Origin of the sequence: Pseudomonas sp. 2725 (assembly GCF_050434585.1) — a bacterium.
Lineage (GTDB): Bacteria > Pseudomonadota > Gammaproteobacteria > Pseudomonadales > Pseudomonadaceae > Aquipseudomonas > Aquipseudomonas jessenii.
Map to the genome: position 1 here is coordinate 127,956 of NZ_JBNDIV010000001.1, position 25,473 is coordinate 153,428.

The window sequence follows — 25,473 nt, forward strand, 5'->3', positions numbered from 1 at the left end:
AGTGACTTTCGTTGCGCAAATTGCAATGAAGGCCGAGTCGCCACTATAAAAAAAGCCGCTGACAGCAGCGGCTTTGAAGACAACTTCTCAAAGGGAAGAGCCGATGAAAAGTGTCGAGGGAAACGGGTGTGATCGGTGCGGGTCAGCTGTCTTTCTCGGCCAGTGGCTGGGCCTGGATGCTGGATGCCTGCGGGGCTTGGGAGTCTTGAGCAGCCTTGGCCGTCATCTCGATCTGATGCTCTTCGAACGTTGCAGCGCGTGCGGCGTTATGCGCGACGAAAGTCTGCGATTCTTCCGCCATCGCCAATGGCGACAGGAACAAAGAGGACAAAACGAAAGCGCTGGCAATACCCATACTGTTGGACATTTTTAAAACCTTCTTGCTTGGCAAGTGCTGTTTGGTGCGGGCAAAGATAAGGATATGAGGCGAGGGGAAAAAGAGCGGATTCATGAAAGGACTGTTACAGCAAAAGCAAAGATCGATAGGAGGGAGCACACATTCACTGTGGCGAGGGGGCTTGCCCCCGTTCGGCGGCGAAGCCGTCGTAAATCCGGTATGCAAGGTGTATCAGATAAATCGTGGTTGCAGATTTTGGGGCCGCTGCGCAGCCCAACGGGGGCAAGCCCCCTCGCCACAGGGGTTGTGCCCGTCAGACGGGAAGGTGTATGCCGAACGTATTCATCCCATGATCACTGCGCACGAACACATCGCCGCCATGCATCAGCGCAATTGCCTTGACGATGGCCAGCCCCAGACCGTGATTGTGGCCGCTGTTGCTGCGCGACGCATCGACCCGGTAGAAGCGTTCGAACAGGCGCGGCAGATGTTCGTTGGCAATCGGCGAACCCGGGTTGGCGACGCCGATGCTGACTTGATGCTCCTGGGCTTCGATCCGCACTTGAATCACCTGCCCGGGCGCGGTGTGCTGCACCGCATTACTCAGCAAGTTGATCAACGCCCGGCGCAGATGAGCGATCTCGATGCACACCTGCGCATCACCACTGACCTCAACCTGGACCTGAGCGTCTTCGAGAATGAAATCCAGATATTCCAGGGTCGTGGCCACCTCATCGGCCAGCGAGGTTGAGGTGAGCTTGGTCGCCTTGCTGCCCTGGTCGGCGCTGGCGAGAAACAGCATGTCGTTGATGATCGAACGCAGTCGCTCAAGCTCTTCGAGGTTCGATTGCAGCACTTCGAAGTAATGCTCGGCGGAGCGTCCGCGGGTCAATGCGACCTGGGTCTGGCCGATCAGGTTGGTCAGTGGCGAGCGCAGTTCATGGGCGACATCGGCGTTGAATGACTCAAGGCGCGAGTAGGCTTGCTCGACCCGTTCCAGGGTCGAGTTGAACGAGCTGACGAATTGATCGAGTTCCGGCGGCAACGGTGACAATCGCAAGCGCCCCGAGCGCAACGGCGGGGCCAGGCGCTGGGCTTCCTGGGACAGTTTGATCAGCGGCTTGAGCCCGATCCGCGCCACCCAATAACCCAGTGCCGAGGCCAGCAGCACACCGGCAATCGCCAGGCTGATCAGCGCGACCAGCAGGTGATGCTGGGTATGGAAAAACGTTTCGGTGTCGATGGCGATCATGAAGCGCAACGCTGGGCGCTGGTCCTTGGCCGGGAACTCGCTGACCAGCACTTTCAGCGGATACGGGTGCTCCGGCAGATGCATGTCGCGCGTGCCCAGCGGGCCTTGGGCAAAGGCACGGATCTGCGAGGTCAGGTTGCCGTATTCGTACTGTGGATCGCCGCTGATGATCCAGAAACTGATGCGCTTGTCTTCTTCGCTCAGCAGGTTGAGCTTGTTGTTGATCTTCACCCAGTGCTCTGGCGTGCCGTAACGGCCGACCGTGGATTCGAGCACGCTGTAGCGCGCATCGAGTTCGGCTTCTGGTAGCAGGCCCAGGCCTTTGTCGACCTGCTGGTACAGCGCCCAGCCGATCAGCAGGAACACCAGCAGCGCCACCAGCGTGAACATTGCGCTCAGACGCAGGGCGATGGAATTACTGGACACCACGGCTCTCCAGCACATAACCCATGCCACGAATGGTGTGCAGCAGTTTCTCTTCGAACGGCCCGTCGAGCTTGGCCCGCAGGCGTTTGATCGCGACTTCGACGACGTTGGCGTCGCTGTCGAAATTGATGTCCCAGACCATCTCGGCAATGGCGGTTTTCGAGAGGATTTCACCCTGGCGCCGGGCCAGTACGCTGAGCAGCGAGAACTCCTTGGCGGTCAGGTCCAGGCGTGTACCGGCGCGGGTGGCCTTGCGGCTGATCAAATCTATCCACAGGTCGGCGATGCTCACTTGCACCGGTTCATGACCGCCGCTGCGCCGGGTCAGCGCTTGCAGGCGTGCCACCAGTTCAAGGAAGGAAAACGGTTTGCCCAGATAGTCATCGGCGCCTTCACGCAAGCCCTTGATGCGGTCTTCCACACGCTCGCGGGCGGTGAGCATGATTACCGGGGTTTGCTTGCGCGCACGCAGGGCGCGCAACACACCGAAGCCGTCGAGGCCCGGTAGCATGACGTCGAGGACGATCACCGCGTAGTCGCTCTCCAGCGCCAGGTGCAGACCTTCCACACCATCGCGGGCCAGATCCACGGTGAAACCCTGTTCCGTCAGGCCGCGATGTAGATAGTCCGCGGTTTTTTCTTCGTCTTCGATAATCAGAACGCGCATGACCCCGCCTCAGTCTGTGGTCGCCAGCACCGGTTCTGGCGCAGGTTTAGGTCGATGGAATAGCCGCTCAAGCCACAAGTATATGACCGGTGTGGTGAACAGCGTCAGCGCCTGGCTCACCAGCAAACCGCCGACCACCGCGATCCCCAGGGGCTGGCGCAATTCGGCGCCGTTGCCATAGCCGAGCATCAACGGCAGAGCGCCGAGCAGGGCGGCGAGGGTAGTCATGATGATGGGACGGAACCGTGTGATGCAGGCCTTGAAAATCGCTTCCTCAGGCGACATTCCGCCATTGCGCTGCGCTTCGAGGGCGAAGTCGATCATCAGGATGCCGTTCTTCTTGACGATACCGATCAGCAACACCAGCCCGATCAGCGCCATGATCGAAAAGTCCTGGCCGCAGATCCACAGCATGATCACCGCGCCGAGGCCTGCCGAAGGCAAGGTCGAAATGATCGTCAGCGGGTGCACGAAGCTCTCGTAGAGCACGCCGAGAATGATGTACACCGCCAACAGCGCCGCCAGGATCAGCCACGGCTGGCTGGCCAGCGAACTCTGGAACGCCTGGGCCGCGCCCTGGAAATTACCGCTGATGGCGGTCGGCATGCCAATGTCGGCCTTGGCCTGGTTGAGCATGATCACCGCATCGCCCAGTGCCACGCCGGGGGCCAGGTTGAACGACAGGTTGGCGGCGGGGAACATCCCGTCATGGGCGATGGACAGCGGGCCGACAGTCGGCGCATCGAACCTGGCCAGGGCCGACAGCGGCACCATTTCCCCACTCAGGGGCGAGCGCAGGTAGAAGTAGTTGAGGCTTTCGGCCTTGCCGCGCTGCTTGGTATCCAGTTCCAGGATCACGTTGTACTGGTTGATCTGGGTTTGGAATTCATTGACCTGACGCTGGCCGAAAGCATCGTACAGGGCTTCGTCGACGTCACTGGCGGTGAGGCCGAAACGTGCAGCGGCGCTACGGTCGATGCTGATGTGGGTGATGCTGCCGCCCAGTTGCAGGTCGTTGGAAATATCGCGGAACGCGGGGTTGCTGCGCAGTTTTTCCGTCAAGCGTTGGGTCCAGGTGCTGAGGGTCGCACCGTCGTTGCTCTTGAGCACGTATTGGTACTGGGCGCGGCTCGGGCCGGAGCTGAGGTTGATGTCTTGCCCTGCACGCAGGTACAGGACGATGCCCGGGACTTTCATCAGTTGCGGGCGAATCCGGTCAATGAATTCGCTGGCCGAAACATCACGGTCGCCGCGTTTTTTAAGGGCGATCCAGAAGCGACCGTTAGCGATGGTCTGGTTGCTGCCCGAGACGCCGACCGAGTGGGAAAATGCTTGAACCGCAGGATCAGCGGCGACGATTTCGGCCATCACCAGGTGTTTTTTCACCATGTCGCCGTAGGAAATATCCGCAGCTGCTTCGGTGGTACCGAGAACAAAGCCAGTGTCCTGAATCGGGAAGAAACCTTTAGGGATAAAGATGTACCCGGCGACCGCCAAGCCCAGGGACAAACCGAACACGCCGATCATCAATCTCTGGTGGGCGAGGGCACGGCGCAGGCCTTTTTCGTACCACGCCAACAGGCGCTCACCGAACCCCGGTTTGTCGTGGGCATGATGCACGGGCGCGCGCATGAACAGCGCAGCGAGGGTCGGTGCCAACGTCAGCGAAACCACCACCGAAATCATGATGGTGGAGGTGGCGGTCAGGGCGAACTCCTTGAACAACCGGCCGACCACACCGCCCATGAACAGCAGCGGAATGAACGCCGCCACCAGCGAGAAACTGATCGACACCACGGTAAAACCGATCTCGCCGGCGCCCTTGATCGCCGCCTCGCGCATGCCGTCGCCGGCTTCCAGATGCCGGTGAATGTTCTCCACCACCACGATCGCATCGTCCACCACAAAGCCCACGGCGACCACGATCGCCACCAGCGTGAGGTTGTTCAGGCTGAAGCCCATGACGTACATCAGCGCAAAGCTGGCGATCAGCGACACACCGAGCACTGCCGACACGATCAGCGTGGCCGACAGTTGGCGCAGGAACAGCGCCATCACCGCCACCACCAGCATCACAGCGATCATCAAGGTGATTTCCACCTCGTGCAGCGAGGCGCGGATGGTCTGGGTGCGGTCGATCAACACCTTGACCTGTACCGAGGCGGGCAACATCGCTTGCAGCGCCGGCAGCGCGGCCTGAATGCGATCCACGGTCTCGACGATGTTGGCGCCTGGCTGGCGGAAAATCACAAGGTTCACGCCCGGTTGCGAACCCGCCCAGGCCTGAACGTAGGCATCTTCCGAACCGTTGACGACTTTCGCGACATCCTTGAGGTGAACCGGTGCACCGTCCTTGTAGGAAACGATCAACTGGCTGTATTCGTCGGGGTGGAACAACTGGTCGTTGGTCGACAGGGTTGAAATGCTCGATTCGCCGTACAGCGCCCCTTTGGCCAGGTTGAGGCTGGTCTGCTGGATCGCCAGGCGAATGTCCGCCAGGGTCAGGCCGATGGCGGCGAGTTTGTCGGCGGACACCTGGACACGGATCGCCGGACGCTGCTGACCGGTGATGACGACCTGTCCTACACCGTCGACCTGACTGAGCTGACGGGACAACAGGGTTTCCGTCAGGTCGCTGAGCTCAGGACCTGGCATCAGCGAGGAGTTGACGCTGAGGATCAGCACCGGGCTGTCGGCCGGGTTGACCTTGCGCCAGGTTGGCAGGTTCGGCATGTCCTTGGGCAGTTTGCCCGCGGCGGTGTTGATCGCCGCCTGCACTTCCTGGGCGGCGGTGTCGATGCTCTTGTCGAGGGTGAATTGCAGGGTCAGGTTGGTCGAGCCCAGTGCACTGCTCGAGGTCATCTGGGTTACGCCGGGAATGGCACTGAATTGCACTTCAAGGGGCGTGGCCACCGAGGAAGCCATGGTTTCCGGGCTGGCGCCGGGGAGTTGCGCGGCGACCTGAATGGTCGGGAATTCTGCCTCCGGCAACGGCGCTACCGGCAGGCGCGGAAACGCGATGACACCCAGCAGCACCAGGGCGAACGTCAGCAGGACCGTGGCCACCGGGTGGTCGATGCACCAGGCTGAAATCGAACCATGGCCCTTCATTGCGCCGCCTCCGATCGCACCACTTGAGGTGGCTCGGTCAGCACTTGCACAGTAGCGCCGGGCTTGAGCCGCGACTGACCATCGCTGACCAGTACATCACCCGGCTTCACACCCTTGATGATGTCCTGACCGCTGCCTTGATAGACCATCTGCACCTGCACGGCTTCGACCTTGTCCCCATTGACCCGGTACACGAAGTGCTGGTCGAGGCCGCGTTGTACGACTGTCGGCGGCACCACCAGCGCATCTTTATCCAGGGCAGTCTGAATCTTTACCGTCACCAGCAGGCCCGGCCAGAGTTTCTGTGCGTCGTTGTCGAATTCGGCTTTGGCGCGGATGGTGCCGGTGTTGGCGTTGATCTGGTTGTCGATCAGGGTCAGGTGACCTTCGCCGAGCAGGTTGCCGGTTTCGCCGTCGGTGTCGGCCCCGATGTAGGCCTTGACCCGGGCGTGCTGTGGGTCGTTGATCAGGCCTTGCAGGGTAGGCAGCATTTGCTGCGGCAGGGAGAATTCCACAGCGATCGGGTCGATCTGGGTCACGGTGAACAGGCCTTGGGTGTCGGTCATGCGCAGGAAGTTGCCTTCGTCGACGGTACGAATGCCGACACGACCGCTGACCGGGGAGCGAATTTGTGTGTAGGAAAGCTGTACCTCGGCGGAGTCAATCGAGGCCTGGTTACCTTGGGCGGTGGCCTTGAGCTGGTTGACCAGGGCTTGTTGCTGGTCGTAAGTCTGCTTGGACACGCCGTCGTCGACACTCAACAGCTTGTAGCGCTTGAGGTTGACCAGCGCCACTTGCAGTTGCGCCTGGCTTTCGCCCAGTTGTGCCCGGGCCTGGTCGAGGCTGGCGCGGATCGACCGGTCGTCGATGGTGGCCAGCAGGTCGCCTTTTTTCACCAGTTGGCCTTCCTTGACCAGCAATCTGGTGAGGATGCCGTCGATTTGCGGGCGGACCACGACGCTGTGCAGGGACAGTACCGAACCGATGCCGCTGACGTAGCGCGGTACGTCTTTTTCGGCGACGGCGACCACGCGCACCGGGATGGCGGTGGGGGTGGCGAGTTTGGCCTTGGCCGGTTTGGTGGCGTACCACAGGCCCAGCGCTGCCAGGACGATCAGAAGGGCGACGAGCAGGGCGGATTTTTTCTGGATTCGCATGCGAGTGGGGCGCCGGGGCTGGGTGGTCGGTAGGTGGGTAAGGTAGTTTCCTTTATAAACCTGTTTGCCGGTCAGGAGGGTGACGGCTAACTGACGGCGCTGTCAGTTTGCGGTTTGGTTTGGTCTTGGCGGCCTCTGGGCCGACCATGTTGTGGGTGACCGTGTGCATATCCGTTTCTTCGGTCACGGCGGCTATCGGTTCCGCCCTTACGGCGGGTCACTTGGAAAAGCCCCAAGTAACCAAGGGCTCTTGCCCCTGACGTTCGGCCCTTCGCTTAGGCTCAGGGTGCCCTCGCTCCGGTCCTGCTCCGTGGGCCCGCCGCCATCGGCCATCCATGGCCGGGGGCGGCTAACCCGGCATCCATGCCGGGTTGCCCACTCCGCAGAACCTGCGCTCAGCCTCTCGAGGGGGCGTGTACCGCAAAAGCAAAAGCGAGGCAGCCTACCGGCCGGCCTGATTTTCCTGACCGTGCATAATTCAAAATGTGGGAGCGGGCTTGCTCGCGAAGGCAGTCTGACAGCCGGCCAATTTCTGACAGATTGATGCAAATCCAACTGTGGGAGCGAGCTTGCTCGCGATGGCGGTGTATCTGCTCACAGAGATTTGAATGTGAGAACGCTATCGCGAGCAGGCTCGCTCCCACAATGAATCAATCTGATGTGAGCCGGGTTTGGGCATCCATCAATTCGCCACCCGAACCCCACCCAGGCTCCCGCTTAATTCATACGCCGCCAATTCCGCCTGATGCGCCGCCAGCAATTCCGGCAACGATCCACGCAAATACTCGACCCAGGTCTTGATCTTCGCATCCAGGTACTGGCGCGACGGGTAGATCGCATACAGGTTCAGTTCCTGGGAGCGGTAGTTGGGCATCACGCGCACCAGTGTGCCGTTGCGCAGGCCTTCTATCGCGGCGTACAGCGGCAGCACCCCAACGCCCATGCCGCTGATGATCGCGGTTTTCATCGCGTCGGCGGAGTTCACCAGGAAGGGTGAGCTGTTGATGGTGACCATTTCCTGGCCATCAGGGCCGTCGAAGGCCCATTTCTCCAGCGGAATCACCGGGCTGACCAGGCGCAGGCAGGCGTGGTTGAGCAGGTCGCTGGGTTTTTGTGCGCAGCCGTTGGCTTTGACGTAGGCCGGCGAGGCGCAAACGATGCTGTAGGTGATGCCCAGGCGCTGGGAGACGAAACCCGAGTCTGGCAGTTCGCTGGCGAGGACGATGGACACGTCATAACCCTCGTCGAGCAGGTCCGGCACGCGGTTGGCCATGGTCAGGTCGAAGGTCACGTCCGGGTGGGTCTTGCGGTAGCGGGCGATGGCGTCGATCACGAAGTGCTGGCCGATGCCGGTCATGGTGTGCACTTTCAGTTGCCCGGCCGGGCGTGCGTGGGCGTCGCTGGCCTCGGCTTCGGCTTCTTCGACGTAGGCCAGGATCTGTTCGCAGCGCAACAGGTAGCGCTTGCCGGCTTCGGTCAGGGCGATGCGGCGGGTCGTTCGGTTGAGCAGGCGGGTTTGCAGGTGGGCTTCCAGGTTGGAGACCGCGCGCGAGACGTTGGCCGTGGTGGTGTCCAGTTGCACGGCGGCGGCGGTGAAGCTGCCGGCTTCGGCCACATAACTGAAGGCGCGCATGTTTTGCAAAGTGTCCATGGGGTGCTCTCTCGTCGAATGACAAATTGTGACACGAAGTTTCTGTTTATTTACAGGCGACTAAAGATCTACCAACGGATTATCTCGTTAACGGTAACAAAGATTCACAGGAATCCCAGCTTATCGCCCTTCAGGCCGCCCCATAGAATTGCGCAACTTGGCAAACCGGGGGCACGGCCCCAGCCGCACAACCTGTGGGAGCGAGCTTGCTCGCGATGGCGGCGGTTCAGCCAACACAGATGTTGAATGTGGCTCCGCTATCGCGAGCAAGCTCGCTCCCACAAATGCGGCGCTGTTTCCAAAAAACGTGTACCTCCCCCTATTTCAGGAAATCGCAGCAGTGCCGCGTCGCATCAGCAGAGCGCTTCAGCCGCTCAGTGTTTTGGCTTTAACCCTGGCAATCAGCGGCTGCATCGGAACCGGAGGTATTGCCCCACAGGGCAAGGCGCTGGAGGCCAACTCACTGGCTACCGACGAAGCGATCCAGAGCGCCGCGCAGGATGCCCACTGGCCCACTGCACAATGGTGGCAAGCCTACGGCGACCCGCAACTGAATCGCTGGATCGACCTCGCCCTGCAAGACAGCCCGACCTTGGCCATGGCCGCCGCCCGGGTGCGTCAGGCCAGGTCCATGGCCGGCGTGGCCGAAGCGGCCGAATCGCTGCAGATCAATGGCGAGTCCACCCTCAAGCGTCACAACTGGCCTACCGACCAGTTCTATGGCCCCGGTGAGCTGGCTAACAGCACCACCTGGGACAATAACGCAGCGCTGGGTTTGAGCTATGCCCTCGACCTCTGGGGCCGCGAAAGCAATGCCACCGAGCGCGCCGTGGACATGGCGCACAGGAGCGTTGCCGAAGCGCGTCAGGCCCAGCTCGAATTACAGGACAACATCGTACGGGTCTACATCGAGTTGTCGTTGCATTACGCCCAGCGGGACATCGTTGAAGCGACCTTGAAGCAGCAACAGCAGATTCTCGAACTGGCGCAAAAGCGTCTGGACGGTGGCATCGGCACCCATTTCGAAGTCAGCCAAGCTGAAACACCGTTGCCGGAAACCCATCGCCAGATCGATGCCCTCGATGAAGAAATCGCCCTGAGCCGCAACCAGCTCGCCGCCCTCGCCGGCAAGGGCCCGGGGGAGGGCGCGCAGTTGCTGCGGCCAACGCTGTCGCTGGGTGCGCCGCTGAAACTGCCGTCGTCGCTGCCGGCGCAATTGCTCGGTCAACGCCCGGACGTGGTCGCCAGCCGCTGGCAAGTGGCGGCGCAGGCGCGGGGTATCGATGTCGCCCATGCCGGTTTCTACCCGAACGTCGATCTGGTCGGCAGCCTTGGCTACATGGCCACCGGCGGTGGAGCCCTGGAGTTCTTGACCGGCAAGAAACTCAACTACAGTGTGGGACCGGCGATTTCGTTGCCGATCTTCGATGGCGGGCGCTTGCGCTCGGAGTTGGGCGAAGCCTCGGCCGGGTATGACATCGCCGTGGCCAAGTACAACCAGACCCTGGTCAACGCCCTGAAAAACATCTCCGACCAGTTGATCCGCCGCGAGTCCATGGACAAACAGCAGGCTTTCGCCGCCGAGTCGGTGGCCACTGCGCAGAAGACCTATGACATCGCGATGATCGCCTACCAGCGTGGCCTGACCGACTACCTCAACGTGCTCAATGCCCAGACCTTGTTGTTCAAGCAGCAGCAAGTGCAGCAGCAGGTTCAGGCGGCGCGCCTCAGTGCCCATGCCGAACTGGTGACGGCGTTGGGCGGTGGTTTGGGTGCTGGCAATGACGTACCGAGCGCCGAACAGACTCAAGCACCGAAAACCCCGAGCCTTCTGCGTTGAACACGAACCCACAGGTCCTGAGTCTGACCTTATTTTTATTGAGCAGGATTTCATGACTCCCTTGCCCGCACCCTTGCGCTGGCTGTACTCCCTGGAATGGCGCCGGGGTTTCTTCGACTGGGCACGCAGCGACGGCGTGACTTGGGTCTACATTTTCAAGGTACTGTTCGCGGCATTCCTGGCGTTATGGCTGGCCATGCGCCTGGAGCTGCCGCAACCGCGTACGGCGATGATCACCGTGTTCATCGTCATGCAGCCGCAAAGCGGCCAGGTGTTCGCCAAGAGTTTCTATCGTTTTCTCGGCACCCTGGCCGGTTCGGCGGTGATGGTCGCGCTGATCGCCCTGTTTGCGCAGAACACTGAGCTATTCCTCGGTTCGTTGGCGATCTGGGTCGGTATCTGCACGGCCGGCGCCGCCCGCTGCCGCAACTTCCGCGCCTACGGTTTCGTCCTCGCCGGATACACCGCGGCGATGGTCGGCTTGCCCGCGCTGGCCCATCCGGAGGGGGCGTTCATGGCGGCGGTCTGGCGGGTGCTGGAAATCTCGTTGGGCATTCTCTGTTCGACCCTGATCAGTGCCGCCATCCTGCCGCAATCGGCTAGCGCGGCGATGCGCAATGCCTTGTATCAGCGCTTTGGCGTGTTCGCCCTGTTCGTCACCGATGGCTTGCGCGGACGCAGTCAGCGGGAGGCGTTCGAGGCCGGCAACGTGCGTTTCATCGCCGAAGCCGTGGGCCTGGAAGGCTTGCGCAGCGTGACTGTTTTTGAAGACCCGCACATGCGTCGGCGCAATGGCCGGCTCAGTCGCCTGAACAGTGAGTTCATGGGCATCACCACGCGCTTCAATGCCTTGCACCAGTTGCTCGAACGCTTGCGCAGCAGCGCGGCGGACACCGTGGTGGCGGCCATCAAGCCGGGTCTGCAGGACCTCGCCGAGTTGCTCGACGGCTTCAGCGGCCGTGCCCTGACCAGCGCCGATGCGGCGCGTCTGGTCATGGTGCTGAGCGCCTACAAGGAAGGTTTGCCGGCGCGGGTGCGTTGTCTGCGGGCAACGTTCCAGCAGAGCGATCCGAGCGATGCCGAGCAACTGGATTTCCACACCGCGTACGAGCTGCTTTATCGTTTCGTCGACGACTTGCACGGTTATGCACAGACCCACGCCTCCCTGGCCGATCACAGTCACGAACGGGAGCGCTGGGACGAGCCGTTCACCCCGCAAACCAACTGGATGGCAGCGGCAGCATCGGGAATTCGCGCAGCGTTCATTCTGGCGGTATTGGGCAGCTATTGGGTGGCAACCGCCTGGCCGAGCGGGGCGACCATGACCCTGATTGCCGCCGCGACGGTGGGCCTGTCCGCCGCCACCCCGAACCCGAAACGCATGGCCTTTCAGATGGCGTGCGGGACATTGCTCGGGGCGCTGATCGGCTTCGTGGAGATGTTTTTCATTTTCCCGTGGATCGACGGATTTCCGTTGCTGTGCGTGATGCTCGCGCCGGTGATCGTGCTGGGCTCGTTCCTGACTTCGCGGCCGCAATACGTCGGCGTCGGCCTGGGTTTGCTGATCTTCTTCAGCACCGGTTCGGTGCCGGACAACCTCACGGTCTACAACCCCTACACCTTCATCAACGACTACATCGCCATGGTGCTGGGCATGCTGGTGTGTGCAGCGGCCGGGGCGATCATTCTGCCGCCCAACAGCCGCTGGCTGTGGCGTCGGCTGGAGCAGGATTTGCGCGGCCAGGTGGTGTACGCCATCAGCGGCAAGCTCAAGGGATTGGCATCGAGATTCGAAAGCCGGACCCGTGATCTGGTGCATCAGGCCTACGGCTTCGCGGCGGGCCAACCGCAAGTGCAGCGGGACTTGCTGCGCTGGATGTTCGTAGTGCTGGAAGTCGGCCATGCGATCATCGAGTTGCGCAAGGAACAGGCGATTTTGCCGGTGCATCCGGCCTATGCCGAATCCCAGCCGTGGCGCCAGGCGATCCGGGTGATGGGGCGTGCGCTGGTGCGGCTGTTCCTGCAACCGAACAGCAGCAATCTCGAACGCGCGCTGATTGCCGTCGATCACGCGATCAGCCGTGTGCAGTCCACCGACGAACCCTTCGCCCCGCACTTCGATACCTCGGCGTTGCGCCGGGTGAAGAGCTACCTGCACTTCATCCGCACCTCTCTGCTCGATCCGCAATCACCGCTCGCCGCCTTCGCAAACAGCCAGCCCCAAGGACTTGAACATGCCTCGTGAAATCGCCTTCCACGGCGTGTACATGCCGACCATGACCCTGATGTTTTTCATCGCCGCGGCGCTTTCCTGGGCGCTGGACCGGTTCCTGTCCGGGTTCGATCTGTACCGTTTTTTCTGGCATCCGGCGTTGCTGCGCCTGAGCCTGTTTACCTGTCTGTTCGGCGCGTTGGCGCTGACTGTCTACCGTTGACTCTCTATCACTGAGAATGCCCCGATGAAAAAGTTTTTCAGCCTGCTCGCGACCTTGCTGGTGCTGGCTCTCGCGCTGTGGATCGGCCGCTCCTTGTGGGAGCACTACATGAACACGCCATGGACCCGCGACGGCCGCGTGCGCGCCGATATCATCAACGTCGCCGCCGACGTCACTGGCGAAGTGGTGGACGTGCCAGTGCGCGACAACCAGTTGGTGAAGAAGGGCGATTTGCTGATGCAGATCGACCCCGAGCACTACCGTCTCGCAGTGAAACAGGCACAGAGTCTGGTGGCATCGCGCAAGGCGACCTGGGAGATGCGCAAGGTCAACGCCCATCGTCGCGCCGATATGGACAACCTGGTGATCTCCCGGGAAAACCGTGACGACGCCAGTAACCTCGCCGACTCGGCCCTGGCCGATTACCAGCAGGCCCAGGCGCAACTGGAAGCCGCCGAGCTCAACCTGAAACGCACTGAAGTGCGCGCGGCGGTGGATGGCTACGTGACCAACCTCAACGTGCATCGCGGTGACTACGCGCGCATCGGCGAGGCGAAAATGGCCGTGGTCGACATGAACTCGTTCTGGGTCTACGGCTTCTTCGAAGAAACCAAGCTGCCCCATGTGCGCGTTGGTGATAAGGCCGACATGCAACTGATGAGCGGCGAAGTGCTCAAGGGCCACGTGGAAAGCATCTCGCGTGGCATCTACGACCGCGACAACCCGGAGAGCCGAGAGCTGATTGCCGATGTGAACCCGACGTTTAACTGGGTACGTTTGGCGCAGCGAGTACCGGTGCGGATTCACATCGATGAAGTGCCGGAGGGTGTGCTGTTGGCGGCGGGGATCACTTGTACGGTGGTGGTCAAACAAGGTGATGGGGCATAACCCATTCCCCTGTAGGAGCGAGCCTGCTCGCGAAAAACCTGAGAGCGACGCGTGCTTTCTGAACGCCTGCGTTATCGTTGACGTCCATCGCGAGCAGGCTCGCTCCTACAGTTGATCAGCAAAACGTCTCCTGCAAATGCCGCCAAAGGATCTTGCCTTCCACCTTCTCGAACACCACGGTCGAGCGACGATCCGAGTGTAGTCCGGTCGCATCGGTCTGCTGTTCGCGGTAACTCACGGTCGCGCCACCGTCGTGCAACGCAATACCACGCAACTCACTGAGCTCGATGCGGAACCCGAGCTTCTTGCCGCCCGCCAGCGAGAACAATTCGTTCAGCGCGTCAAAGTCCAGCACCCGGCCGAGCGGCGAGACCATGGAGAACTGCGGCGAAAAACGTGTCAGCAGTTTTTCGAGTTCACACGCGTCACGTTCTTCGGCCAGCCATTGTTCGATGGCCACGTGGGCCTGGATCACTTCTTCGAAGTATTCGGTGTAGTCGGTCATGTTGATACCTGAGTTCTGGGGTGTTTGTTCCGGCGCCATCGCGAGCAAGCTCGCTCCCACAGGGGGCATCTGGGTGGCATAGATGGCATTCATACCCACAATCCCTGTGGGAGCGAGCTTGCTCGCGATAGGGGCACCGTGGTCTCAGAGCTGCCCACGCAGCCCGAACCGCTTCATCAGCCCGGACTCGAGCCAACCCTTGGGCAACAAACCCGCCAGCAGCGGCAACGCGCGGCTGCCATTGCCCAGGCGAATCAGTCGCGGTGGCTTGTCCTGCTGCACAGCCTTGAGCAAACCGACGGCAAATTCACTGGCCGGGGTCGGGTTGTCCTGAGAGGCTTTGGCCCGGGCGCGTATGCCTTCGCGCAGCGGAAACCATGGCGACTGTTCGCTGATCAGTTGCTCGGCTTCGTGCCCGGCATTCCTGGCGAAACTGGAAGCGATGGCTCCCGGCTGGACTTCCATGACCCGCACACCGAACGGCGCCAGTTCCATGCGCAAGGCATCGCTCAAGGCATGCACGGCGGCTTTCGAGGCACAGTAGGCCCCGGCGAATGGCGTGACCAACACACCCGAAACGCTGCCGATATTCACAACCAATCCTTTGGTCCGGCGCAGCACGGGAAACATCGCGCGAGTGACGCCGACGACGGCGAACACATTGGTTTCGAACTGGCGCTGCATGGCTGGTACGCCACCATCGAGCAGCGGTCCCATGGCGCCATAACCTGCGTTGTTGATCAGCACGTCGAGACCACCGCGCTCCTGGTTGATGCGCTCGCTCAACTGCTCAAGGGCAACACCGTCGTTTACGTCCAGTTGCACAGCGGTAAATCCGGCAGCGTTCAGCATGGCAACATCTTCGGTCTTGCGCGCACTGGCCCAGACTTCATAGCCGGCGACTTTGAACGCGTCGGCAAGGGCGCGGCCAATGCCGCTGGAGCAACCGGTAATCAACGCAACGGGCATGGCGCATTCCTTGTGCAAAAGAGGGGGGGTGGGATCAGTCGGAAAAACTACCCTGCAATCGCTCGGCGCGAAACTCCAGGGTTTCCGGACGGTAGCCAGGACGCAGTGGCGGCAGCGGCAAACAGTCTTTCCAGTTGCCACCGGCATGCAATTCACCAGGACCACGATAGCGCGGGGCGGTGTATTGATTGTCGGCCAGGTTCACCGTATCGCCCGGTGCATAAGCCGCGACCCGCCAGCGCAACTCAGTGAGCGGCACGTCATTGCCGTTGTTCAGGGTCAATTGCAATGGGCGGTCGGCGGGGCACTGCTGCGGTGCGTAACTGATGCGCAACTCCAGGCGTTGCAGTTGCTTGAGTTCGTGGTGGTCCATCCAGATGACCCAGGTGGCGACGATGCCCAGCCCCACGGCGGCGGCCACGGAAACGGGCAAGGCCTTGGCCGGATAGCGCAGCAACAGGATCAGCCAGGTGATGACCAGCAGGACGCCGATGAACATGACGTGAAATCTCGGGAATAGAGAGGGTCATCCTACCTAAGCGCAGGTGGGGTTGGCGATGGGCGATTCGGTGGTGTGCCGACTGGCCCATCGCGAGCAAGCTCGCTCCCACAGTGTACCGAGCCGAACACAAAATCCGTGATCAACCCAACACCCTGTGGGAGCGAGCTTGCTCGCGATGGGGCCAGGCAAGGCACTACAAAAACTCAGTACAAAAAAAGCCCCCGCCCAGCCTGCTGCGGATAGGGAACGCAGCAGGCTGGACGGGGGCTTCTGTTTTACTGAACGTTACTGCGCGATGGTTTTCACCGACACGCCACGCTCAACCGGGGTCGAGCGCCCGTAGATATCTTCAAACCGCTCGATATCGTCTTCGCCCAGGTAGCTGCCCGATTGAACTTCGATGATCTCCAACGGAATCTTGCCCGGGTTGCGCAAACGGTGAACCGAAGCGATCGGAATGTAGGTCGACTGGTTCTCGGTCAGCAGGAACACGTTCTCGTCACAGGTCACCTCGGCGGTGCCGCTGACCACGATCCAGTGCTCGGCGCGGTGGTGGTGCATCTGCAGCGACAGGCAAGCCCCCGGTTTGACCGAGATGTGCTTGACCTGGAAGCGGCCGCCCATGTCCACCGAGTCGTAGGAGCCCCACGGACGGTAGACCTCGCAGTGGTTCTGGGTTTCGCTGCGGCCCTGTTCGTTGAGGGTGTTGACCATCTGCTTCACGCCTTGGACCTTGTCCTTGTGGGCGATCATCATGGCGTCCTTGGTTTCGACCACGACGATGTTTTCCAGGCCGATCACCGACACCAGTTTGCCGTTGCCGTGGATCATGCAGTTTTTGCTGTCCTGGATTACCACGTCGCCTTTGGTGACGTTGCCGTTGGCGTCTTTTGCATTGACTTCCCACAGCGACGACCAGCAGCCGACATCGCTCCAGCCCGCGGTCAGCGGCACGACGCAGGCACGTTGGGTTTTTTCCATCACCGAGTAGTCGATGGAATTGTCCGGGCAGCACGCGAAGGTGGCTTCGTCGAAGGTGATGGTGTCGGCATCCTGGTGGCTGCGCTCCAGGGTCAGCACGCAGGTGTCGTAGATGTCCGGATCGTGCTTCTTCAGCTCTTCAAGGAAGCGGCTGGCGCGGAACAGGAACATGCCGCTGTTCCAGAAGTAACCGCCGGACTGGACGAACTCGGTGGCGCGCTTCACGTCAGGCTTTTCGACGAAGTGCGAGACGCGGCTGACGCCTTCAGGCAGCAGCGAGTCGTTGGTCGACTTGATGTAGCCATAACCGGTTTCCGGCTTGGTGGCCGGCACGCCGAACAGCACCATTTCACCGTTTTCTGCGGCGACGGTGGCCAGGGCCAGGGCGCGTTGCAGGGCTTTCTGGTCTTCCAGCACGTGGTCCGCCGGCAGCACCAGCATCAGCTCGTCGCGACCTTCATTGACCAGCATCAACGCGGTCAGGGCCACGGCCGGCGCGGTGTTGCGACCGAACGGTTCCATCAGGATGCGCTGGGTTTCCAGCTTGCGCGCGGCCAACTGCTCGTTGACGATGAAGCGGTGGTCCTTGTTGCAGACCACGATTGGCGAATCCATGCCTTCGAACACCAGGCGTTCCAGGGTTTGCTGGAACAGGGTGTGTTCGCCGGTCAGGGCCAGGAACTGCTTGGGGAATTGCTTACGGGAAAGCGGCCAAAGACGTGAGCCACTACCACCTGACAAGATCACCGGAATCATGTTTTTACTCCTTGAAAATCGATTGGTTAGAGCTACTGCGTTCTGTCGTTTCACTCTTGTTTTTGTTCCGTGTCCGGATTGACGCCTCGGTCCTTGTGGGAGCTGGCTTGCCTGCGATGGCGGTCTCAAGGGCCTCATCGCGGGCAAGCCCGCTCCCACAGGGATTGGGTCAAGCCAGACGAATGTATTAGCGCGTCGACACCGGGCGTTTCACCCAGACCGGCGACAGGCTGCTGCCGCTGCCAGTGACGTACAGCACTGCGGCTTCACCGCGTTCCAGGGCGACCGGTTTTACGTCGCCGACTTTGGTGGTGCCGTCGTACAAGGCCAGGCTGACCTTGACCGGGTTGATTTCACGCTCGCCGCGGCCCTTGGGCGCAACGTTCGGGACCACGTCGGTCTTACCGTCGGCGGTCTTCAAGGTCAGCGCCTTGTCGCTGAGGTTTTGCACGCGTACCAGGGACTTCTGTTTGTTCTTGAACGGCGGCTCTTCGATCAGTTGCGGGGCGCCGCTGGCGTTGTTGACCAGGGTGTAATAGTGGTCGCCGGCCAGTTTCACCGGCAGGGTCTGGCTGCCAACCTTGGCGCTGTAGTCGCCGCCCGGCATGAAGCTGAAGTCAGTGCTGGACAGTGGCGCGACGTCGCTCAGGTTGGTGCTGCCGACGGTGGCGCTGACTTCGGCGTTGCCGGCGTTGTAGATACGCACGAAGGTCGAGCCTTTCGGTGCGGTCGGGCCGTACAGGGCGGCGTCGCCTGCGGCGAAAGCCTGTACCGACAGCACGCTGAGGCCGGCAACCAGGGCAAAGCTTTTAGCGAGACGACGAGGAGTTGTAGTGAAAGTCATGGTGTACCTCTCTTTCAGTTTTGCGCCCGGTCGGGCGTCTCGGATTTAGTGTTTGCAGCTACGTTTTGTTGGCGGGCGCCGGCTTGTTTAAGCTCTGCGACCCACTGCGGGTCGGCGTCGCCGATTTCGTTGTTCACGGGCAGATATCGTTCAGGGAACTCCCAGATCAGCACCTGTGGCGGGCTGTTCTTGAAGGCGTCGCTCTTGAGGTAGCTGAGCATCGGCAGAATCGGGCCGTGGCCGTCTTCGGCGTAATTGACCACGTCGCTGTTCAGCGCTTGCTTGAGCGCCCCGACGAAGTTCCAGTTGGGGTTGGCGCTGTAGCTGGTGCCGATCAGGGCCACCGGCACTTCGGTGTTGGCGAACAGCGCGTCGTCACCGGCGGATTGATCTTCAGCCACGACCGTATTGCGCTTCTGCAATTGCTCCTGTTTAGGCATCAGGTTTTCGAACAGCGGGTCCAGTGGCAGGAACAGACGCAGGTCGCCCTTGTGCGTAATGGTTTCGGCAGGTTCAGTGACGAAACGCTGGGGCTCGCCGCTTAGCGGGTACTTGTCGGCAATGGTCCTGGCCAGACGATTGGCGGCGATCTCGGCACCTTGCGGCGTCCAGTGGGTGTCGGTGCGCAGGAACACTTGCTGGCCATTCTGCTTGGCCTGTTGCAGCGGGCCGAGCAGGTCAGGGGCCGGAATACGGTCGGCGGCCAGGCGCTGGTGGAAGTCCTTGTAGAGGTTGGCGTGGATGCTCGCCGGCTTCACTTCACCGAGGTGTTCCGGGTACAGGCGCACCTTGGCCGGCACCACCGCCATCACCAGTTGCACGCCTTTTTCCTTCAAGGTCTGGCGTACGCCTTCGACCAGCGCGTAGTTGCCTTGCAGGTTCAGCTCTTCGTTGACTACCGGGTGGAATTCTTCATCGCTGTACAACCACTGGTCGCGACCGAGCACCACGCCCGGACGACCTTCGTTGAACAGTTTGAAATCCAGCGCGGCCCAGAGGTTGGTGCCCAGGCGCTTGATCGGGAACTCGTCGTCGTAGTGCGTTTCCACGGCTTTGCTCCAGCGGCCGTTGAGCACAGTCGCATCGGCGTTGGTGCTGAAGCCGAAGAAGCTGCGCACCGACCACAGACCGAGCACCAGCAAGGTCACCAGGAACAGCGCGATGTAGAAGATGCGTAATGAGCGGGTCATGGTCAGATCCCTCAGAACTGGAAGTAAAGGAACGGCGAGAAGCTCTGCGCCGAGAGTTTGAGAATCGAGGCAATGAACAGCAGCAGCACCAGCGCACGCATCACGTAACGCGACCAGTCAGCGGTCCAGTAGGCCGGTTGCACCTGGGCTTCGACGCCGACGGTGTAGCCTGGCTGGTGGATGCTCGCCGGGTTATCCCCTGGCACGGCCTTGATCGTTCCCGGTGTCGCAGCGGCCGGGCCGTCGGTGTCGAAGCTCACGGCAGGCTTGGTCTTGACCGGAGGCTGGTTGGTGTAGAAATCGCGCAGGCCGAAGAACGCCAGGGTCACGTAGGCCACGATCAGGGTCGCCACTTGCAGACCGGTGAGGCTGGCCTGGTTGAGTTCCGACAGCGACCAGTCGCCGAAGCTGAACATCGCACCGTACATGCGCCCGGCGACGTGCAGGTTTTCCGCGCGGAAGATCACCCAGCCCATCACCACCAGCAGGAAGGTCAGTGCCCAGCGGATCGGGTTGAAACTGCGTGGCGAGGTGTTCAGGCCGATGGCTTTTTCAATCGCCAGCCACATGCCGTGCCACGCACCCCAGACGATGTAGGTGATGTTCGCGCCGTGCCACAGACCACCAAGCAGCATGGTCAGGAACAGGTTGCGATAGGTCATCAGCGTGCCTTTGCGGTTACCGCCGAGGGTGATGTACAGGTAGTCACGCAGCCAGGTCGACAGGCTGATGTGCCAGCGCCGCCAGAACTCGGTGATCGACTGGCTGATGTACGGCTGCTTGAAGTTTTCCATGAAGCGGAAACCCATCATCAAGCCCAGGCCGATGGCCATGTCGCTGTAACCGGAGAAGTCGAAATACAACTGCGCGGTATACGCCAGGGCGCCGAGCCAGGCATCGCCCGTGCTCGGGTTTTGCAGGGCAAAGCAGTGGTCGGCCACCACCGCCAGGGTGTCGGCGATGAAGACTTTCTTGATGAAACCCTGCATGAACCGCGTGCAGCCCTCGGAGAACTTGTCGAGGGTGTGGGTGCGGTTGTTGAACTGGTCGGCCAGGTCACGGAAACGCAACACGGGGCCCGCGATCAAGTGCGGGAAGATCGCCACGAACGCTGCGAAGTCGATCAGGTTGCGGGTCGCCGGGGTGTCGCCACGGTAGACGTCAATGATGTAGCTGATGGACTCGAAGACGTAGAACGAGATCCCGATCGGCAGCAGCACGTGGGTCAGGATGAAGGGTTCCAGGCCCACCGACGTCATCATTGCGTTGATGCTGTCGACGCCGAAGTTGGCGTACTTGAAGTAGCCGAGGATGCACAGGTCGACAGCCACGCCGAGCAGCAGCCAGCGCTGCGCCGGTTTGGTCCTGACCCCGGCGGCACCGACTTTCAGGCCGATCCAGTAGTTCCACAGCGTAACGCCGGCGAACAGCGCGAGGAAGTCCACACGCCACCAGGCGTAGAACACGTAACTGGCAATCAGCAGCAGCAAATTGCGATAGCGTTGCCCGCTCAGATAGTACAAGCCGAGGAAGATCGGCAAGAATAAAAACAGGAACACGTTGGACGAAAAAACCATCCCGATCTCTCCTTGTTTGAACCAACAGTCAAGGGCCAACGGCCCCCCCAAACCCCCCACGGAAATCCGGGGGGCTAACTCACAAAACTCACTTTCGACACCGACCCTGTGGGAGCGAGCTTGCTCGCGATGAGGGAGTGTCAGTCGACATCGATGTTGAATGTCAGACCGCTATCGCGAGCAAGCTCGCTCCCACAGGTTTTGTGTCTGTCTTCAAGAACCCTTGCTGCCCTTTTCATTGGCCGGGTCGTAGACCTTGGTCAGGTCACCGCCGAGGCGGAAGGTCTTGAACGGTTGCATCTTGTGCTTCTTCGCCAGCACCTCGGGCGAGCAGGTGTAGAGCGAGCAGAACGGTTCGAGCCAGGCGAATTTCGAGTCGACCTTCAAGTCGGTCATGTCCTGTTCCTTGCCGTTCTTTTCCTCGAACTCATCCGGGTCATTCACCCCGGCGAGCACGCGATCACCCAGGCGTTTCAATGCGCCGTTGTTTTCCTGGCGCAAATCCACACCGTTGACCTGGGCGAAACTGGCGATCATCGCCAGCGGCGGCAGGGCGTAGTTGTGGTAGGCCAGGGCCCGTTGCTGACGCTTGAGTTCGTTGGGCAGGTAGCCGTCGGCGTCGACCTGGTTGGCGCCGACCTTGTATTCCTTCACTGCCCAGTCGAACAGGTCGCGACGGTTGGTGGCGACGGACGTGGCCATCACCGACCAGGCGGCCCAGTACGAGTGGTTGTTGGTCTGGTCGAGCGGCAGGTTGTCCCAGTCGCTGACTACCTGGTCGGCCATCTTGCTGAACCAGGCTTCGATCAGCTGCGACTCTTGCTGATGGTTGGCCAGCGGACGGGAGTCGGAGAATTTCAGGCGAATGTACGACGACGCCATGCTGCCCAACGCCCATTTGCGCATGGACTTGCCGGTGTGGTTGAAGTCCTTGGACATCAGCGCATCGGCCTTGGCCCAGGCGGTCAACCAGGTCAGCGTGCACTCCAGTTGTTCCGGGCGGCCGTCACGCATGAACTGCATCACGCGCTTACTGATGCCTCGCTCGATCTTGGTGATGTCGGCGGTGCTTTCGCGGAAGGCTTTTTCCGACTGCTCGTTCAGGGTCGCGCGGGCCTTGTCCGAACCTTCGTATTTGCTGCGAAATTGCAGCGAGCCGGTGTACGGCGTCGGCATCGCATCGCAGCCTTCGCTCTTGTCGCCGGTTTTGATTTTTTCAATCGGCGCGAAGTATCCCTGCGGCGGGCGCAGTGGCGCCGCAGCCTGCGCTGCACCGGCGAACATCGCCAGGCTTAACAGGGTGGGTGCCAACAATTTTGAAAGTATCGGATTTCGCATAGCAGACCTCATTGCCCGACCGAAGCAGTACGCTGTTCGGCGCTCGGGAATACGTTGCGTTTGCAGATTTTCGCTTCGACTTTCTGTGGCGTGGTGGCGTTTTCAGGCCCCTGGATTTCGACGGCCAGCAGATTCTGCGTGGCCCAGTCTTCGTCCGTGCGCAACTCGAAGGCGAAACGCCCGTCGGTATCGGAGGTTTCCGGTTTTTCGATCTTGATGTCCTCGTGGCGTCCGTTCATGTACCAGAGGGTGGCTTGCAGGGTTTTCACCGAGGTGTCGGCGAAGCGGATGTCGACCTGGTGACTGCCGTTTTGCAGGTTCAGGTTTTTGCTGTTGACCATCAGTTCATTCTTGCCCGGCTTCAGGGTGGTGCTGCCGGACATCTGTGCATCCTTGCCTTCGCAACCGTTGTCCAGCAGCGCCATCATCTGGCGGTAGATGGTTTCCTGGTCGAGGCGATACAGCGGCGAGAATTCCCAGATGAGAATCTTCGGCGGGTTCTTCTGGAACTCGTCGCTGCCCAGGTACTGCAGCATCGAACCTTCCAGGCCGCCGCCGGGGAACGCCACGTTGAGAATGTCGGCGCCGATGGCCTCTTCGAGGAAACCGGCGAAGTTGTAGTTCTTGCCGCTGTGGGAGGTACCGACCAGGGTGATTTCCGGATTGCCGGAATCACCGAACAGATCGCCATCGCCCGCTTCGCCCTTCGGCTCGGTGGTGAACTGATCCATGTACTGGATCGCATAGCTGGTGCCACAGAGTTGACCGGCCATGTTGTGCAATGTTCCGGTCTTGCCCATGCGTCCCGACTTTTTGGTCTCGAATTCGCGCTTGGGAATGTCGGCGAATTCAGGCAACTGTTTGACTTTCTCGGCGACGATTTTCGCCGTGCGTTGGGCACCGTACGGCGTCCAGTGCTGGTCGCCACGGAAGTAGAAATCGTGGGCGGGCAGGGTGTCGGGCAACGACTCGTTGGTCAGCGGCGAAAGGTCCGGGACGACATAGCCCATCTGCGCGAAACGACCGAGCATGGTCTTGTAGTTCTGCAGCGCCTTGTCGAAGTCGAAGCTGGCTTTCTCCGCCGGGTTGAGTTTGTTGCGGTTCACCAGGCCACGGGTCGGCTGGTACACGATGACCAGTTCTACACCTTTGCTCTTGAACGCATCGTGCAGTTGTTTCATGCGTTTGTAGCCGGCGGGCGTGGTGTCGAATTCGGTGCGCAGGTCTTCCTGGGTCCGGAACAGCCAGTCGCCCTGGGCCTGTACCAGGGTGGTGAAGTTCTGCTGATAACGGGTGGTGTAGTTCTTCGCATCGTGGGCGGCCGGGCACAGGCTGCAGCACGGTTCTGCGGTGAAGCTAGGCGCTTTGACCTCATCGGCGCGAGCACCACCGCTGGCGGCGAGAATGCCGGCGGTCAGGGCCGACAGGCTGAGTAATTTGATCAAGTGTGGGTGCATAAGATTGTCCTCAGTCCCGCATTTCGGTCTGGCGTTCGACGGGGTCGATCAGCACGGCTTTCTGCTGGCGCACCAGCAGGTCGAGAATTTCATCCTGGCGCTCGCCGAGAATCCCCGAAAAGCTGATGCCGCTGGATTTGGTCGGGGCGAGCATGGACACGCGATACAACTCGACACTCAGCGGCGAGTCGATGGATAGCGGCCCGCTACCGTTGGCCGCCAACTCACCGCCGACCACGATCAGCGACACCTGGGCGTCGAACGGGTCGAGCTTGATGTCACGGTCGGTGTTGCTCAGGTCCTTGATGTGGCCATAGACGCCGGTCAGGCCGTTGGCCATGGCGACGTTTTCGTACAGGCGAATGTTCACGCTGTTACGAATGCGGATGCCGTGGCGACGGTTGCTGACGACTTTGTTGCCCCACAGCAGGTTGTCGGCACTCTCGTAGAGGGTGATGCCGTCGGTGTGGTTCTGGTAGATCTCGTTGTGGGCGATCAGGTTGTTCACGCTGTTACGGTCGATCACCAGGCCCGACAACTTGTTGTCGTAGCTGCGGTTGTTGAAGATGAAGCTGTCGTTGACCTCACGGGAAATAATGATCCCGTGCTTCTTCTTGGTCCCGTACACCGTGTTGTCGGCAATGATCAGACCGTGGGAACGGTCGTGGGGGTCGATGCCGTAGACGATGTTGTCTTTGTAGGTGTTGCCCTTGACCACGAAGTCGCGGGTTTCATAGCAGTAGAAGCCGTACCACATGTCCGAGAACTCGGAGCCGACGATCCAGCCGGTCGGCTCACGGCGCTTGAGCACCTTGGCCATGTTCGGCGTGTACTGGGAAATACTCACGCCGTAGGATTTACTGTTGGCGTAGCCGAAACTGGCGATCTTGCTGTTGGCGATGTAGGTCTCGGTGCCGCCCCAGGACAGCAGGAACGGACGGAATTCCTTGGGCGAATTGAACGTCGCCGGGCCGTTGTCTTTCTCGCGCCAGCCAGTGATTTTTGTGTCACGCACGAACAGCTGGCCGTCGTTGACCAGGAACGAGCCGGCTTCCTGGGACAGGCGCAGTTCCTGGGTCTGCTTGTCGATTTCCAGGATGCCGTGGCGACCGACCACGATCGGCAACCTCGCCAGGAACACACCCGGCGAGGTTTCGCTGAAGTACTGCTTGGGGACCTTTTTCGCCAGGTCCTTGAGGTTCATGTAGCCGTCGTCGACGAAGATCGCCTGGGGGATGCCGTGCTGACGCACTACCCACTCGGCCATCTTGTTGTCGCCACCAATGAAGTCCTTCAGGGCGTCTTCCTGCATCATCCGGCGCAGGCTGATCTTGCCCGGTTTGCTGCGCACGATCTTCGCGGCGATAGCTTCGGCTGTGTAGCCGGAAACGTCCGGCAGTTTCGGCGTGGCCAGTTCCAGCGGCGCGGTCGGTGCGCTGCTGACGGTGTAGGTCTTGGCCTGTTGCAGTTCCTTGGCCGTGGTTGCCGGCTTCGCCGGCTCCACATTGGCGAAGCCAGTCGCACTGGCCAGCAGCATCGCGCCGGCCAGCAGGCTGATCGAGCCTTTTCGGGCTGGATGATTCATCTGGG

Annotated in this window: 20 protein-coding genes; 4 read left to right on the forward strand and 16 right to left on the reverse strand. The window is 61.0% G+C overall.

The genetic code is table 11. The features are described from left to right. Positions 1 to 142: 142 nt before the first annotated feature. From ABIE16_RS00635 to ABIE16_RS00660, 6 genes are all read right to left on the reverse strand, one after another. Positions 143 to 367, reverse strand: coding sequence for a hypothetical protein (locus tag ABIE16_RS00635; protein WP_057713368.1), 225 nt, complete (start codon positions 365 to 367; stop codon positions 143 to 145). Positions 368 to 650: 283 nt separating this feature from the next. After that, positions 651 to 2,015 carry a heavy metal sensor histidine kinase gene (locus ABIE16_RS00640; RefSeq protein WP_429520387.1) on the reverse strand — a complete coding sequence of 455 codons (1,365 nt, stop codon included), beginning with the start codon at positions 2,013 to 2,015 and terminating at the stop codon, positions 651 to 653. Beyond that, the gene (locus ABIE16_RS00645; RefSeq protein WP_056726212.1) at positions 2,005 to 2,682 is read right to left on the reverse strand and encodes a heavy metal response regulator transcription factor; all 678 of its coding nucleotides are present in this window, start codon (positions 2,680 to 2,682) and stop codon (positions 2,005 to 2,007) included. The genes ABIE16_RS00640 and ABIE16_RS00645 overlap by 11 nt, the downstream gene beginning before the upstream one ends. A gap of 9 nt (positions 2,683 to 2,691) precedes the next feature. Further along, on the reverse strand, positions 2,692 to 5,793 hold the full coding sequence (locus tag ABIE16_RS00650) for a multidrug efflux RND transporter permease subunit (protein WP_429520388.1): 3,102 nt from the start codon (positions 5,791 to 5,793) through the stop codon (positions 2,692 to 2,694). After that, entirely contained in the window at positions 5,790 to 6,950 is a 1,161-nt protein-coding gene (locus ABIE16_RS00655; protein WP_057713371.1) for an efflux RND transporter periplasmic adaptor subunit, read from the reverse strand. The genes ABIE16_RS00650 and ABIE16_RS00655 overlap by 4 nt, the downstream gene beginning before the upstream one ends. 682 nt (positions 6,951 to 7,632) lie before the next feature. Next, on the reverse strand, positions 7,633 to 8,601 hold the full coding sequence (locus tag ABIE16_RS00660; protein WP_150814291.1) for a LysR family transcriptional regulator: 969 nt from the start codon (positions 8,599 to 8,601) through the stop codon (positions 7,633 to 7,635). Between the two features lie 340 nt (positions 8,602 to 8,941). Here ABIE16_RS00660 and ABIE16_RS00665 point away from each other — a divergent pair, with 340 nt between their 5' ends. The 4 genes from ABIE16_RS00665 to ABIE16_RS00680 are packed head-to-tail and all read left to right on the forward strand — an operon-like array spanning position 8,942 to position 13,764. Next, positions 8,942 to 10,441: an efflux transporter outer membrane subunit gene (locus ABIE16_RS00665; RefSeq protein ID WP_429520389.1), complete on the forward strand. Its 1,500-nt coding sequence runs from the start codon at positions 8,942 to 8,944 to the stop codon at positions 10,439 to 10,441. Between the two features lie 52 nt (positions 10,442 to 10,493). After that, positions 10,494 to 12,686 carry an FUSC family protein gene (locus tag ABIE16_RS00670; RefSeq protein WP_429520390.1) on the forward strand — a complete coding sequence of 731 codons (2,193 nt, stop codon included), beginning with the start codon at positions 10,494 to 10,496 and terminating at the stop codon, positions 12,684 to 12,686. Beyond that, positions 12,676 to 12,876 carry a DUF1656 domain-containing protein gene (locus ABIE16_RS00675; RefSeq protein ID WP_090457594.1) on the forward strand — a complete coding sequence of 67 codons (201 nt, stop codon included), beginning with the start codon at positions 12,676 to 12,678 and terminating at the stop codon, positions 12,874 to 12,876. The genes ABIE16_RS00670 and ABIE16_RS00675 overlap by 11 nt, the downstream gene beginning before the upstream one ends. Before the next feature lie 24 nt (positions 12,877 to 12,900). Next, positions 12,901 to 13,764, forward strand: a complete 864-nt coding sequence (locus ABIE16_RS00680) for an efflux RND transporter periplasmic adaptor subunit (RefSeq protein WP_057395860.1) — start codon at positions 12,901 to 12,903, stop codon at positions 13,762 to 13,764. Between the two features lie 115 nt (positions 13,765 to 13,879). Here the strand turns inward: ABIE16_RS00680 and ABIE16_RS00685 are convergent, their stop codons facing one another. The 10 genes from ABIE16_RS00685 to algG all read right to left on the reverse strand — a co-directional run bounded on the left by ABIE16_RS00685 (position 13,880) and on the right by algG (position 25,468). Further along, complete coding sequence (locus ABIE16_RS00685; protein WP_340313320.1) at positions 13,880 to 14,269, reverse strand: DUF4440 domain-containing protein; 390 nt, start codon at positions 14,267 to 14,269, stop codon at positions 13,880 to 13,882. 144 nt (positions 14,270 to 14,413) lie between these two features. Continuing rightward, positions 14,414 to 15,238: an SDR family oxidoreductase gene (locus tag ABIE16_RS00690; RefSeq protein ID WP_429520391.1), complete on the reverse strand. Its 825-nt coding sequence runs from the start codon at positions 15,236 to 15,238 to the stop codon at positions 14,414 to 14,416. Positions 15,239 to 15,272: 34 nt separating this feature from the next. Beyond that, a complete protein-coding gene (locus tag ABIE16_RS00695; RefSeq protein WP_429520392.1) occupies positions 15,273 to 15,737 on the reverse strand; it encodes a multidrug transporter in 465 nt (154 codons plus the stop codon). Between the two features lie 288 nt (positions 15,738 to 16,025). Further along, on the reverse strand, positions 16,026 to 17,477 hold the full coding sequence (locus ABIE16_RS00700; RefSeq protein ID WP_057713378.1) for a mannose-1-phosphate guanylyltransferase/mannose-6-phosphate isomerase: 1,452 nt from the start codon (positions 17,475 to 17,477) through the stop codon (positions 16,026 to 16,028). 187 nt (positions 17,478 to 17,664) lie between these two features. Then, positions 17,665 to 18,321 (reverse strand): alginate O-acetyltransferase AlgF, encoded by a 657-nt coding sequence (locus ABIE16_RS00705; protein WP_057713379.1) that lies wholly within the window; start codon positions 18,319 to 18,321, stop codon positions 17,665 to 17,667. Positions 18,322 to 18,335: 14 nt separating this feature from the next. Beyond that, positions 18,336 to 19,511 (reverse strand): alginate O-acetyltransferase, encoded by a 1,176-nt coding sequence (locus ABIE16_RS00710; RefSeq protein ID WP_057713380.1) that lies wholly within the window; start codon positions 19,509 to 19,511, stop codon positions 18,336 to 18,338. A gap of 11 nt (positions 19,512 to 19,522) precedes the next feature. Beyond that, a complete protein-coding gene (locus tag ABIE16_RS00715) occupies positions 19,523 to 21,088 on the reverse strand; it encodes an MBOAT family O-acyltransferase (protein ID WP_429520393.1) in 1,566 nt (521 codons plus the stop codon). A 213-nt stretch (positions 21,089 to 21,301) separates the two neighbouring features. Next, on the reverse strand, positions 21,302 to 22,426 hold the full coding sequence (locus tag ABIE16_RS00720; protein ID WP_057713382.1) for a mannuronate-specific alginate lyase: 1,125 nt from the start codon (positions 22,424 to 22,426) through the stop codon (positions 21,302 to 21,304). Between the two features lie 8 nt (positions 22,427 to 22,434). Next, positions 22,435 to 23,883 (reverse strand): alginate O-acetyltransferase, encoded by a 1,449-nt coding sequence (locus tag ABIE16_RS00725; protein WP_340312941.1) that lies wholly within the window; start codon positions 23,881 to 23,883, stop codon positions 22,435 to 22,437. Between the two features lie 10 nt (positions 23,884 to 23,893). Further along, positions 23,894 to 25,468 carry a mannuronan 5-epimerase AlgG gene (algG, locus tag ABIE16_RS00730; RefSeq protein WP_429520394.1) on the reverse strand — a complete coding sequence of 525 codons (1,575 nt, stop codon included), beginning with the start codon at positions 25,466 to 25,468 and terminating at the stop codon, positions 23,894 to 23,896. Between the last annotated feature and the right edge of the window lie 5 nt (positions 25,469 to 25,473).